General features: G+C 61.1%; 12 protein-coding genes and 1 tRNA gene. 10 read left to right on the top strand and 3 right to left on the bottom strand.

The features are described 5' to 3' along the window. Positions 1-312 precede the first annotated feature (312 nt). Positions 313-1,827: a CYTH and CHAD domain-containing protein gene (locus V1290_RS28835; RefSeq protein ID WP_334367517.1), complete on the bottom strand. Its 1,515-nt coding sequence runs from the start codon at positions 1,825-1,827 to the stop codon at positions 313-315. A gap of 449 nt (positions 1,828-2,276) precedes the next feature. Here V1290_RS28835 and V1290_RS28840 point away from each other — a divergent pair, with 449 nt between their 5' ends. The 9 genes from V1290_RS28840 (at position 2,277) to V1290_RS28880 (ending at position 10,702) form a co-directional block, all read left to right on the top strand. Continuing rightward, entirely contained in the window at positions 2,277-3,839 is a 1,563-nt protein-coding gene (locus V1290_RS28840; protein WP_334367518.1) for a 2-isopropylmalate synthase, read from the top strand. A 349-nt stretch (positions 3,840-4,188) separates the two neighbouring features. Further along, positions 4,189-4,581, top strand: a complete 393-nt coding sequence (locus V1290_RS28845; protein WP_334367519.1) for a thioredoxin family protein — start codon at positions 4,189-4,191, stop codon at positions 4,579-4,581. Positions 4,582-4,632: 51 nt separating this feature from the next. After that, a complete protein-coding gene (locus tag V1290_RS28850; protein WP_334367520.1) occupies positions 4,633-5,355 on the top strand; it encodes a cytochrome c biogenesis CcdA family protein in 723 nt (240 codons plus the stop codon). A gap of 72 nt (positions 5,356-5,427) precedes the next feature. Beyond that, positions 5,428-5,889 (top strand): DUF302 domain-containing protein, encoded by a 462-nt coding sequence (locus V1290_RS28855; RefSeq protein WP_334367521.1) that lies wholly within the window; start codon positions 5,428-5,430, stop codon positions 5,887-5,889. Positions 5,890-6,734: 845 nt separating this feature from the next. Beyond that, on the top strand, positions 6,735-7,736 hold the full coding sequence (locus V1290_RS28860) for a TRAP transporter substrate-binding protein (protein ID WP_334367522.1): 1,002 nt from the start codon (positions 6,735-6,737) through the stop codon (positions 7,734-7,736). Positions 7,737-7,853: 117 nt separating this feature from the next. After that, positions 7,854-8,429: a TRAP transporter small permease gene (locus V1290_RS28865; protein ID WP_334369204.1), complete on the top strand. Its 576-nt coding sequence runs from the start codon at positions 7,854-7,856 to the stop codon at positions 8,427-8,429. Next, positions 8,426-9,751: a TRAP transporter large permease gene (locus V1290_RS28870; RefSeq protein WP_334367523.1), complete on the top strand. Its 1,326-nt coding sequence runs from the start codon at positions 8,426-8,428 to the stop codon at positions 9,749-9,751. Before V1290_RS28865 ends, V1290_RS28870 begins: the two co-directional genes overlap by 4 nt. Positions 9,752-9,881: 130 nt before the next feature. Next, positions 9,882-10,448, top strand: coding sequence for a Spy/CpxP family protein refolding chaperone (locus tag V1290_RS28875; RefSeq protein WP_334367524.1), 567 nt, complete (start codon positions 9,882-9,884; stop codon positions 10,446-10,448). A 178-nt stretch (positions 10,449-10,626) separates the two neighbouring features. Next, positions 10,627-10,702: transfer RNA gene (locus V1290_RS28880), tRNA-Lys, on the top strand. Positions 10,703-11,099: 397 nt separating this feature from the next. On the opposite strand, the gene V1290_RS28885 is transcribed toward V1290_RS28880, so the two are convergent. Continuing rightward, a complete protein-coding gene (locus V1290_RS28885) occupies positions 11,100-11,999 on the bottom strand; it encodes a LysR family transcriptional regulator (protein WP_334367525.1) in 900 nt (299 codons plus the stop codon). A gap of 158 nt (positions 12,000-12,157) precedes the next feature. On the opposite strand from V1290_RS28885, the gene V1290_RS28890 reads away from it, so the two are divergent. Beyond that, the gene (locus V1290_RS28890; protein ID WP_334367526.1) at positions 12,158-13,159 is read left to right on the top strand and encodes an NmrA/HSCARG family protein; all 1,002 of its coding nucleotides are present in this window, start codon (positions 12,158-12,160) and stop codon (positions 13,157-13,159) included. Between the two features lie 88 nt (positions 13,160-13,247). Here V1290_RS28890 and V1290_RS28895 read toward each other — a convergent pair whose 3' ends face one another. Further along, positions 13,248-13,397, bottom strand: coding sequence for a hypothetical protein (locus tag V1290_RS28895; RefSeq protein ID WP_334367527.1), 150 nt, complete (start codon positions 13,395-13,397; stop codon positions 13,248-13,250). Positions 13,398-13,509 lie beyond the last annotated feature (112 nt).

The following is a 13,509-nucleotide window of genomic DNA, read 5'->3' on the forward strand; positions in this document are numbered from 1 at the left end:
CCCCTTGCGGGGGAGGGTTGGGGAGAGGGGTAAGCCCCGGGCGAGATGGTCGATGAGCACATCGGCTTTTCAATTTCGGTCGCTCGTTGTGGCATTCACACTGGGAGAGCACGTCGTGTGGCACCCCTCTCCCTAACCCTCCCCCGCAAGGGGGGAGGGAACCCTGCCGCCGGTGCGTCCCTCACTCACGAGATGCGATGGTTTCGCTAGGCTCTGTGTCCTTCCCGCCACCGGGTCTCGCCTTGCGACCCCGATGGCAGGCTCCGGCGAATCCAGCGCGCTGCGGCCGGCTCGAATGCGGGTGAGGTAGTATCAGCCAAGTGCGGACAGATGGCGAAGCGCCCGCAGTTCCTTTGCAGCCGCTTGCATGAGCGGCCTTGCCTGCTCATCCTCGCGGCCAACGATGATGCCGGAAACATAGGCGCGGGCGCGCCGGTCTTGTGGTGGCGCCTTGAGCGCGGCTTCTGCCGCCATCTTTCGGTCCGCAATGAAGTCGTTGAGCGAGCCCAGAGCATCCTGGATCTTCTTCGTGTGTTTCGATAGACGCGCGAGCGCCTTTCGATCGCGCTTGCTGCGGAAAAGGCTTTCGAAGAACTCGGCCGCATATCTCAGCTTCTTCATCCTGATCCGGAATTTGTGCCGCTCGGGTGCCGTCATCTTCTGCAATTTTCCCGCGTCCTTGTGTGCCCTTCTCAGCCGCCGATTCAGCAGCTCTGCGGCGAACTGGCCAAGTTTGCTGTTGGCGACGTCCGTCTGGCCGGGCTGCGCCTCGATCCACTCGAGCACATCGACGAGCAGCGCGCGGCATCGCGGCAAATCGACAGCCCTTCTGGCCTGCGCGAGCGCCTCAGCGCGTTTCTCGGCAAACTGCTTCGCGATGGCTTTGCCACCCCGTTGCGGCGTGATTTCGCGGGCGACGGGACCAATCTTCTCCTCCAGGAAGACATCGAGTTCGCGCGCGCGAGCAAGTTCGTTTGTCAGCCACCTGAGCTCTGTCTTGATCTCCTCGGTTTTCGTCTGCGGCAATGCGTTCGAAAACAGCGAGATGGCCGCACGCAGGCGGCGCAAGCCCACGCGCATCTGATGCACGCCTTCCGGATCAAGCTGGCGGACGGCGTCGACATTTCCGGAAAAATGGCGAAGCGCGGAGCGGGCGATGACCTTAAAGCCCTCGATGACGGTCATTCGCTTCCCAAGTTCGATTGGCTCGGCAAAAACAGCTTGAGCGCGCTTGCCGTCGACGAGATCGTAGCCCTCGTCAGCCTTCGCCCTCAAACAAAGCTCAGCCGCAAGCTTTCGCTCCAGCGCCTTCGCGACGCGAAACAGATCGCTTGGTGGACCGCTTTTCAGTTCAAGTTCAACCTCCTCGATGCGGCTTGTGTGGCCAGCCGCGACAAGCCTGCCGCGATCGATGGCAAGTTCCAGTTCGCTCCGTTTGGTGTGGACCGGCATGGTGATGCGATGCACCGAGGTCTCGAAGATCGGCTTCAACTTGCGGCGCAGCTTCTTCGAGGCAAACCGCTGAAGCGGCGTGCCGTTCACCTCGGCGAGATCGGGGGTACGGCCTGCTATTTCGGTTTCCCACTCGCCACGGCCGAACTGCGCGCCGGACGTCTGCTTGATTGTTTGTATGTGCTTGCCGTCCGCCTGCCTGACTCGGAGCAGAAGTCCGCGCCGCTTCAGCTTGTGTTTTCGCGTGTCGAAATAGGTCGACAGCAGATCGTTCTCCGAGCGCTTGCCGATTTTGCAGCCGGGCACCGTCAATCTGGGATTGGATCCGAGATTGCGCTTAGGCATACGGAACTTGATTTCGGTCTCAACGCCCATCGGCTGATCACGCTGAGCTATGGGCTGGTAACGCCGAAGGGTGTTTTCTGCTCCCGGGTCGTTCTGCCGACTTTCCTCGGCCGTTAGGTCACCCTTTCTGACCCTCTTTTGGCATTGCGGCGGGCGGCAATTCTCGTCTAGAACAGCCCGGAACGCCGTCCCGGCAACGAACCGTCAATGGTTTTGGCCGAGACTTGAGCGTCCTTAAGGGTCTGGCAATGCTGATTCGCAGCGAAAGGTACGGAGTTCGGGGTGGAGCGGCCAAGGCTGCCCCTGCGATTCCGGCTGCGTCCGCGCCCACCCTGCTTCTTGGCGGGCTTCTGCTTCTTATCGGCCCCTGAGGGCCGTCTGGGCGTTTGCGCCTGGGCACTCAGGGGTTTTGAGCGAGATCACCAGACCCTTCAGCGTCCATGAGAGATGGCGCTACGACCCCAAAAGGAATTCAGCATATGACACCAGCGAATAAGTCCGAGAAGGACCGCGTCGTTATTTTCGACACCACCTTGCGCGATGGCGAGCAGTGCCCGGGCGCGACCATGACGTTCGAGGAAAAGCTCGAGGTCGCCGAAATGCTCGACGACATGGGTGTCGACGTCATCGAGGCGGGTTTCCCGATCACGTCGGAAGGCGATTTTCAGGCGGTCAGCGAGATTGCCCGCCGCTCCAAGAACGCCGTGATCGCCGGCCTGTCGCGCGCGCATCCCAAGGACATCGACCGCTGCGCCGAAGCGGTGAAGTTCGCAAAGCGCGGCCGCGTCCACACCGTGATCGCGACCTCGCCGCTACATATGCGCGTCAAGCTGAACATGACACCGGAGCAGGTGATCGAAACCTCGATCGCCAACGTCACCCGCGCCCGCAACCATATCGACGACGTCGAATGGTCGGCCGAGGACGGCACCCGCAGCGAGATGGATTTCCTCTGCCGCATCGTGGAGGCCGTCATCAAGGCCGGCGCCACCACGGTGAACATTCCCGATACCGTCGGCTACACCGTGCCGGAGGAATACACCCACTTCATGAAGACGCTGATCGAGCGGGTGCCGAACTCCGACAAGGCGATTTTCTCCGTCCACTGCCATAACGATCTCGGCATGGCGGTAGCGAACTCGCTGGCCGGCATCGCCGGCGGCGCGCGCCAGGTCGAATGCACAGTCAACGGCATCGGCGAACGGGCGGGCAACGCTGCGCTCGAAGAGATCGTGATGGCGATCAACGTGCGCAACGACAAGTTTCCGTGGTGGAATAAGATCGACACCACGCAGTTGACGCGCGCCTCGAAGCTGGTATCGGCGGCGACCTCGTTCCCGGTGCAGTACAACAAGGCGATCGTCGGCCGTAACGCGTTCGCGCACGAAAGCGGCATCCACCAGGACGGCGTGCTGAAGGACGCCTCTACCTACGAGATCATGCGGCCCGAGATGGTCGGCCTGAAGCAGTCGTCGCTGGTGCTGGGCAAGCATTCCGGGCGTCATGCGTTCATCCACAAGCTGGAAGAGATGGGCTACAAGCTCGGCCCGAACCAGCTCGAAGATGCCTTTGCGCGGATGAAGGCGCTGGCCGACCGCAAGAAGGACATCTACGACGAGGACATCGAGGCGCTGGTCGACGAGGAAATGGCGGCCTCGCACGATCGCATCAAGCTCACCTCGCTGACGGTGATCGCCGGCACCCACGGCCCGCAGCGCGCCACCATGAAGCTCGACGTCGAAGGCCAGACCAGGATCGAGGAAGCCGAAGGCAACGGCCCGGTCGATGCCGTCTTCAATTGCATCAAGCGGCTGGTGCCGCATGAAGCGAAACTGGAGCTGTATCAGGTTCACGCCGTGACCGAAGGCACCGACGCGCAGGCCGAAGTGACGGTGCGTCTCTCCCATGAGGGGCGCTCGATGAGCGCCCGTGCAGCGGATCCGGATACGCTGGTCGCCTCGGCAAAGGCCTATCTCGGCGCGCTCAACAAGATCGTCATGAAGCGCCAGCGCGACATGCCGGCAGCGGCGGTGGCAGGCTGAGGCCACGCCGGTGGTGGGGTGGGCAAAGGCGCTCTTCGCGCCGTGCCCACCATCCATCATCGAGCGCGCTTCCTGATGGTGGGCACGCTTTCGCTTTGCCCACCCTACGAAACTTCCAAGCAAAACGCGGCTCGTTGGTGTCGCGTTTTTTTTGGCGTCTACAAGGCGCACAAGCGCCGACCATTGCCCGCGGGAACCCCGCCCGGTGAATGACGGGCATACGAACCGGCCGCGGCTGCCTGGAACCTCCCAGCCTTGGGCCCTGCGAAATATATGCCGCTACGGGTGCAGGCGCGTAACATTTGCGGCCTCCAAACCGTAACTCATCCCGATCAACCAGGAGAATACCATGCTGACCCGCCGATCCGTTCTTGGAGCCGTGCTCGCCGCCGGAACACTCGCCGCTTCGCCGGCGTTCGCCGATAACGCGCATGCCTTCGATGCCAAGGCGTTCGCCGCCGCCCAGAAGGCCGGCAAGCCAATTCTGATTGCGGTTCATGCGCCGTGGTGCCCGACTTGCAAAGCGCAGGCCCCGATCCTGAGTGATCTGAGGAACGATCCAAGGTTTAAGGATCTCGTCTATTTCGTGATCGATTTCGATAGCCAGAAGGACCTGCTCAATCGGTTCGGCGTCCGTGCGCAATCGACGCTGATTGCCTTCAAGGGCGACAAGGAAGCGGCCCGCTCGGTCGGCGATACCAAGCGGGACTCGATCTTCGCCATGGTCGGAAAAACCGTCTGACTTCGTCGTCGAGCGTGCCGGCAAAGGTGACCTGGAAATGGGGAAGCTGCGATGACGATCGGCAGTGCGGTTCTGGCGTTTCTCGCAGGAATCCTTTCGATCCTTTCACCTTGCGTGCTCCCGATACTTCCAATCGTGCTGGCTTCCGCGGCATCGAGCCATCGTCAGGGACCTTTGGCGCTTGCTGCCGGGTTGTGCCTCTCGTTTGCCGGCATCGGATTATTTCTGGCGACGGCCGGTCACTCGATCGGATTGGATGCCGACCGGCTACGCTATGTCGCGGCGATGCTGATCATGCTTGTCGGCATCGTGCTTGTTGCTCCGCGGCTACAGGCGCAGATCGCGGTTGCAGCGGGCCCGATCGGAAATTGGGCCGACAGCAGGCTGGCAACGAGCCGCGCAAGCGGTGTGGCCGGACAGTTTTGGATCGGGGTCCTGCTGGGCGCCGTATGGAGCCCTTGCGTAGGGCCGACGCTTGGCGCAGCGTCGTTGCTGGCCGCCCAGGGCAAGGATCTTGGTCAGGTGGCACTGACAATGCTCGCGTTTGGCATCGGCGCGGCGTTGCCATTGCTGGGGTTGGGATGGCTTTCCCGGGAAACGATGGCGCGCTGGCGCGGCCGATTGCTGGCCGCGGGTAGCGGAATGAAATCTGCGCTCGGTCTTTTGCTGCTCGTCGCAGGCATGCTCGTCATCTCGGGAGCGGACAAGGCGCTCGAAGCATTCCTGGTCGATGTTTCGCCGGAATGGCTGACTAATTTGACCACGCGGTTCTAGACCTGTCGGCGAGTTGCATACAAAGGGTGGTGCCGGTTACCTGAAATTGGAAACCCAGTTAGGAGAAGTCCGATGAGACTCATTGTCGCTTTCTTGACACTCCTGTTTGTAACACCCGCTTTCGCGGATGACGGTATCATTACGAAGTCGAGCAACTATTCGGTGAACGATACGATTTCCCGATTTGCGGCGGCGGTCAAATCAAGGGAAGGCGCAGGTTTCATTGTGTTCACCGAGATCGACCACGCCGCTGCGGGAAAGAAGTTCGGCATCGATATGCGCCCGCGCACGGTACTCATCTTCGGCAATCCGGAACTCGGCACGCCGGTAATGGCGAAGACGCCATTGCTGGCGATCGACAATCCTCCGAAGGCGCTTGTTTGGGAGGATGACCAGGGCAAGGTATGGCTGTCTTATAATTCAGCCGACTATCTGTATAAGACAATCTATCCGCGGCATGGACTGGAGACCCCACCCAACTACGCGGCGTTTGCGAAGGTTTTGAACGACATCACGGACGAGGCGACGAAATAGAAGGTCCTGCGATCTGCAAAACGCTTTGCGTCCTACGCAAGCGGAATGTCAATTACACGTCTGCGACCAATTGGCACGACGGCAAATCACTTCTGATTTTCAGAAATCGTGTCAAGCCCGGAATCAAAAATATTTCGCTTAACGCGAGAGGCAAATCAGTCGCATAACTCCGCCCGTCTCACCCGATGGAGGGGCGGCTCGCGATCGTCACGAACGTGCGGTGAGGTGCGATGGACGCGGAAGGCGCGCTGGACGTGCGCGCAGGAAGCGGCGAAGTCTGTGGTTCGGGCGCCGCGGTGCTGGCGTTAAGTCTGCGGGAATTATCCCGTCGGCGACGGAGGCAAAAGAGCCGTTCTCCGGGAGCACGAAGTAAGCCGTAAAGCCATTGCGCAGGGAAGGCCGGGATGCTCCCGCTGTACCTGTATGCTCGTGTGCGCTTTTGCTATGCGCAATTGCACACGAGACCGCGGGTGCGGCCAGCACCCGGTCTTCCCTGCGCCCTCTGTTTGGAGAGGGCGGGAAGTGAAGAGCAAACCTCGGGCGCATCGTGCCGCGCGGACTATCCCCATCTCCGTCGTCCCTGCGGACGCAGGGACCCATACGCCGCGGCGGATGTTGTCTTGCGCGGATGGTCGACGACTTTCCCTCAACGATCAGCAGCGGTGGCTATGGGTCCCTGCGTTCGCAGGGACGACGAGTGGCCGATTTTGCAACGCAGCAAATCCCGGCGGTAGGCCCCTGCTAACGGGCAATGGCAATTCGGCAGGCTTGTCTGTATTGATGCAACTGGCATGCAAGCAGCGGAACGTCTCATTCGCGTTCGGCAAAAAAGTCTGGGAGGATACATGCGCAAACTGATTTTGGCTGCGGCATCGATCGCGGCATTGACTCTGGTCGGACCGGCCGCGGCGCAGTCGCCGATCGTGATCAAATTCAGCCACGTGGTGGCGACCAACACGCCGAAGGGGCTCGCGGCGGAGAAATTCAAGGAACTGGCCGAGAAATACACCGACGGCAAGGTCAAGGTCGAAGTCTATCCGAACTCGCAGCTCTACAAGGACAAGGAAGAGCTGGAGGCGCTGCAGCTCGGCGCGGTGCAGATGCTGGCGCCCTCGAACGCCAAATTCGGCCCCATCGGCGTCAAGGAATTCGAGGTGTTCGATCTTCCCTACATCCTGCCCGACCTCGCCACGGTGCGTAAGGTCACCGACGGCCCGCTGGGCACCAGGCTACTCAAGCTGCTCGAGCCGAAGGGCATGATCGGTCTCGCCTACTGGGACAACGGCTTCAAGCAGATGAGCGCCAACAAGAAGCTCATTTCGCCGGCCGACTATCGCGGCCTGAAATTCCGCATCCAGTCCTCGAAGGTCCTGGAAGCTCAGTTCCGTGGCCTCGGCGTGGTCCCGCAGGTGATGGCGTTCTCGGAAGTCTATCAGGCGCTGCAGACGGGCGTAGTCGACGGACAGGAGAACACCTGGTCGAACATCTATACCCAGAAGATGCACGAGGTGCAGAAATACATCACCAACACCAATCACGGCTATATCGGCTACATCGTGGTTGTGAACAAGAAGTTCTGGGATGGCCTGCCTGCCGACGTCCGTGCCCAGTGCGAGAAGGCGATGAAGGAAGCCACTGCCTACGGCAACGGCCAGTCGCAAAAGGAAAACGACGACGCGCTCGCCGAGATCGTCAAGACCGGCAAGAGCGAGATCATCAAGCTGACGCCGGAACAGGACTCGGCCATGCGCAAGGCGATGGAGTCAGTCTACAAAGACGTCGCCGGTCGTGTCGGCCAGGGGCTGATCGACGAGTTCATGAAGGAAGCCAAGGGCGCAACCAACTGAGACGACGTTGTCGGGCTTCCGTGCCAAGGCACGGAAGCCCTTGTATGTTGGGGGCTCGGCAACACACAGCCGCGAAGGAAGGTGAGGCGTCAAGCCTGACCTGAAGGGGGGACATTGATACTGCTTCGCATCCTCGACCGGCTTGAGGAGATATTGATCGCGACGCTGATGGCGCTCGCGACCTTGATCATCTTCCTCGCCGTCTGCCACCGCTATCTGCTCGGCGTCCCCTTCCTGTTTCCGATCCTGTTCCCGATCAACCTGTCCTGGGCGCAGGAACTCTGCATCTACATGTTCGTGTGGGTCGCCAAGTTCGGCGCCGCCTATGGCGTCCGCACCGGCATCCATGTCGGCGTCGACGTCGTGGTCAACCAGATCAAATCGCCCTGGAGGAACGCGATCGTGCTGTTCGGACTGCTTTGCGGGGCCTTCTTCACCGCCGTCATCGGCACCATGGGCGCGCATTTCGTCTACGGGCTTTACTACACCGATCAGGTGTCGCCCGACCTCGAGATCCCGAGCTGGTTCGTCTATCTCTGCATTCCGCTCGGCTCCTATCTGATGTGCTTCCGCTTCCTGCAGGTCGCGTATCGCTACTTCTTCACGGGCGAACTTCCCCACCATGACCATGCTCATGTCGAGGGCGTCGACGTCGACGCGCCCGGTGCCGGCGTCGCGGAGGTGACGCGATGACCTCCTTCATCATCTTCGGACTGCTGATCCTGCTGATGCTGACCGGCATGCCGATCTCGATCGCGCTCGGTCTCACCGTGCTCACGTTCATTTATACGATGACGAATGTGCCGACCGAATCGGTGGCGCTAAAGCTGTTCACCGGCATCGACAATTTCGAGATCATGGCGATCCCGTTCTTCATTCTCGCCGGCAACTTCCTGACCCATGGCGGCGTCGCCAGACGCATGATCAATTTCGCGACCACCATGGTCGGGCACTGGTATGGCGGCCTGGGGCTTGCCGGCGTGATGGCTTGCGCGCTGTTCGCCGCGGTGTCCGGCTCGTCGCCCGCGACTGTGATCGCGATCGGCGCGATCATGTTGCCGGCGATGGTGAAGCAGGGATTCCCCAAGCGCTTCGGTGCCGGCGTCATCACCACCTCCGGCGCGCTCGGCATCCTGATCCCGCCGTCGATCGTGATGGTGATTTATTGCGTGGCCACCGGCGGCAGCATCGCGCTCGATCCCGCCGGCCAGCGGGTATCGTCGGCTTCCGTGGGCCAGATGTTCATGGCTGGCGTCGTCCCCGGCGTGATGCTGGCGACGCTGCTTGGATTGACCACCTTCTACCGCGCCTGGAGGAACGATTATCCGCGGCTGCAGCGCGCGAGCTGGAGCGAACGCTTCGCGGCGTTCCGCAAATGCATGTGGGGATTGCTGCTGATCGTGATCGTGCTCGGCGGCATCTACGCCGGCATTTTCACGCCGACGGAGGCGGCCGCGATCAGCGCGGTCTACGCCTTCGTCATTGCGGTGTTCGTTTATCGCGACATGTCGCTGAAGGATGTGCCGAAGGTGCTGCTCGGCTCTGCCAATATGAGCGCGATGATCCTCTACATCATCACCAATGCGGTGCTGTTCTCGTTCCTGATGGCGAATGAAAACATTCCGCAGCACATCGCAAACTGGATCACCTCGGTCGGCGTCAACTGGATTATCTTCCTGTTGATCGTCAACGTGCTGCTGCTGCTCGCCGGCAACTTCATGGAGCCGTCCTCGATCGTGCTGATCATGGCGCCGATCCTGTTTCCGGTGGCGGTCAAGCTCGGTATCCATCCGGTGCATTTGGGCATCCTGATGGTCGTCAATATGGAGGTCGGCATGTGCCATCCGCCGGTCGGGCTCAACCTCTACGTCGCCTCCGGCATCGCCAAGATGGGCATCACCGAGCTGACGATCGCGGTGTGGCCATGGCTTTTGACCATGCTGATCTTCCTCGGCGTCGTCACTTACGTGCCGGAGCTCTCGTTGTGGCTGCCGCGTGCGTTGGGGATGCTCTAGCAATATCGCATTGCGGTGGATCAAACGGTGTCACATTACATCTTGGTAAGGGAAGCCTCCCTTGCCAATCCTTAAGTTGAACGCCGACTGGCGCAGGATCATCTTCATGCAACCTTTCAAGGAGGTTCGCATGAGGAAATTCACCATCGCCGCCGTCGCGGTTCTTGCCATCGCCGGCTCGACCGCCGTCTATGCCCAGCACCGCCATTGGGGCTACGGCCATATGCGAATGAGCCCGGAGGATCGGGCGGCGTATGCCGATGCGCGGATCGCGGCCGTCCATGCCGGTCTCAAATTGACGGCCGACCAGGAAAAGCTGTGGCCGCCGATCGAGGCCGCGGTCCGGGAGCTCGCCAAGCTCAGGATCGATCGCGCCAATGCGCGGATGCGGGACGATTCCAGCCAGCAGGGGCCGGATGATCCGGTGACGCGGCTGCGCGAGCGCGCCGAGACCATGTCGGCAACGGCTACCGCGATGAAGAAGATCGCGGACGCGGCCGACCCGCTCTACAAGACGCTGGATGACAGCCAGAAACGCCGGCTTGCCGTCCTGACCCGTATGGACCGGGGCAGGGAAGGCTGGCGGCACCGCGAGCACTGGCGCATGGACCGCGACTTCGATCGCCATCGCGACTATGACCGGAACAGGTATGAGCGGGACGGCGGCCCGGACCGGGGTGGCCCCGAACGGCTCTGAGGCGCCCCTGATCGGCGCCCGATCCGAACACGGGCAAAAGCCGCTGAAATCCAGCGGCTTTTCGCCGTTCCGGCTCTCAGCCAAAGCCCGGGAAAACTCCGCCCAGTTTGCTGGACATCCCGGGATCGCTTTGCTAAACGACGCCCTCTCGCGAAGGCTTGCCGGACTTAAAACATCCGGGCGCATAGCTCAGTTGGTAGAGCAGCTGACTCTTAATCAGCGGGTCCCAGGTTCGAGCCCTGGTGCGCCCACCAAGCCTCGCAAGGACTTAGCCAGAGAAACCGTTTGAGAAGGCCGAATTAAAACAGTTTTTCAAACGGTGTTTTTTCGACCGGTCGAGCAGTCCGCTCTCTACAATGTGATCGGGATAGGAGCACACGGGCCGCCGCGAGGTCGATCATTCCAGGCCCGCGGGGCGACAAGGTGAAAGTGTCTTTCATCGCCGAACTCGCTTTGCGATGACCACCAAACGGTTCAGACTTGGCCCTATCAAGGCTGAAACAGGGGTTCGATTCCCCTAAGGGGCGCCAAGCTGCGATATCCTGCGATGATCCGCGATATTGTACGATGCAGGCCGGATCGGGCCCCTAGTTCGTCGTCAATGGCGAGCGAGTAGAAATACAGCGCGAAATATTCGGCTGCTGGCCTGACCTAAGCATTGATCAGTGAGGCGATAGTCTCCCGGACCCAGTGCTGGCCGCTGTGCCCGTGACTGCGCTCGTGCCATACCATCCCGACCGCGAACCCTTCCACGGGGAACGGACAGTCCATCACCTTGAGCTTGTCGGCACGGTCACGTACTAGCCGTTCCGGAACCAGGGCCACGAAATCCGAGCCGGACACGATTTCAGGAACGAACAAGAATGAAGCCGCGGACAGCACTGCATTGCGCCTGTGTCCGAGAGCAGCCAACGCGCTATCGACTGGTGTCACGAAACTGCCGTCGCCAAGCGAAACGACCACATGCTCCAGTTTGGCAAATTCTTCGACCGTGATTCCATCTCGTAGTCGTGGATGCTTCCGGCGGCCGATCAGCACGTAGCGCTCGTCGAACAAGTGCCTCGTACGAAGACCAGGCGGCGCCACTTGTGGCGTCATGAGCACCAGGTCGACATCACCGCGTGCCATCTGCGCCTCCAACTGCGGCATGTCCAGATTGCGCAGGGCTACGCGAACTCCGGGCGCCCGCGTCCTGAGTTCCACGACGAGCGGTTTCACCACCGCTGCCTGCAAATAGTCTGTGCAGGCGATGGTGACGGTTAGCTTGGCTTTGACAGGGTCGAAGTTTCTGTGCGTGGCAAGGGTTGCGCGCACCTGGTCGAGGGCTTGGCGCAATGGGTCGAGCAGTTCGATTGCCTTGGCGGTCGGGGTCATCCCTCGCTGTGCAGGGATTAACAGCAGGTCATCGAACTCATGCCTGAGACGGTTTAGCTGAGCGCTGACCGCTGGTTGACTCAGATGCAGGCGGACGGCCGCCTTGGTCACGTTCTGCTCTACCAGCAACGTCTCCAGAGTGACCAACAGATTCAGGTCAAGGCGCTTGCTATCCATTGGATGGATAGTAGCCGAACACTTCCACGATTTCAAATATAGCTCTGAGCGGCCGATACTTCGTGGCTTAGGGCAGATGGTCGCCACGCTCATGCTTTGCCAGCTTGGTGGAAGGAGATCGCGCGGAAACCGCCTAGCTCTCAAACCAGGAGAAGCAGATGATCCAAGCCGATACCTCCAAACCCCTGATCACTGTTGTCGGCGCCTCGAGCAAGCAAGGCCGAAGTGTCGCCGAGGCCTTGCTCGACAGCGGGCGCTACCGGGTGCGCGCCCTGACCCGGCGACGCGATAGCCGGCCCGCGCAAATCCTGGCGCAGAAGGGTGCCGAAGTCGTGGTCGCGCCGCTTCAACCCGGCATGCAGGCCGAGCTGACCGCGGCCATGCGCGGTTCGGCGGGGGCGTTCTTGATGACTCCGCCCATCGTCAAGGTACCGCCCGCCGAACTTGAGTTTACCCTCGGCAAGGAATTGGCCGATGCGGCGCTCGCCGCTGGCGTCGAGCACGTGGTTTTCAGCGGGCTTGAAAATGTCGAAGCGCGCACCGGCGGCACCAAGTGGGCGCCGCACTTTACTGATAAGGCGAAGGTGGCAGACTATATTCGCAGCCTGCCCATTCGCAGCTCGTTCGTGTACCTAGCGTTCTTCTACACCAACTTCCTTGAATATTATGTGCCGCAGCGCGGGGACGACGGCATAACGTTTGCCATATACTTGCCGCCGCACATCCCCATGCCGTTCTGTGATCCGCTCACCGCGGCCGGGCCGGCGGTGCGCGAGATTTTCGACCACCCGACGCAATATGCCGGCAAGACCTTGCCGGTCATCGGCGAGTTTCTCTCGGCCCAGGACATGGTAGACACGTTTGTGCGCGTCACCGGGCAGCGGGCACGTTATGCCTCCGCTTACTCGCGCGAAGATCTGCTGCGCCACTTTCCGAGTTTTGCGACCGACGAGCATCTCGTGCGCGAGTTGGTGGGGATGGTGGAGTATGCCGTCGAGTATGGCTATTACGCCCCGGAGCGCGACCTGACATGGAGCCGGAAAATCGATCCGCATGCATTGACCTGGGAGCAATTCCTGAAGCGCAGTAGTTGGCAAGGCGACTGGCTGTCGTATGGCGCGGCGCCTGAGCCCGACCGCGCCCAGCTTGCACCCACGTGACAGCGGCGACACTGCGTCGTCGACGCGGGAGGGCGCCACGGCACCGCGGCGCCATCAGCCGCGACTCTGTCATCGAACTCATCGTCCCTTAGACGACCCAACTTGGCACTGACGACCGCTGGCTGGCCAGGCAGGCCAGCGGCGCCTTTGTCATGATCTGCTCCACCAAGAACGCCGCCGGTGCGACCAGAAGATTGAGGATGAGGCGCTTGCTATCCATCAGATGGATGGTAGCCAAAAATTTTTGCGATTTGAAATATGGCTCGGAGCAACGGAAATTTCACCGGCCCGCAACGCCAAAAAAAAGCGCGAGTGAAGCACATGGCGCTCCTGCAGGAGGAGACAACGCG

Origin of the sequence: Bradyrhizobium sp. AZCC 1578 (genome assembly GCF_036924675.1) — a bacterium.
Classification (GTDB): domain Bacteria; phylum Pseudomonadota; class Alphaproteobacteria; order Rhizobiales; family Xanthobacteraceae; genus Bradyrhizobium.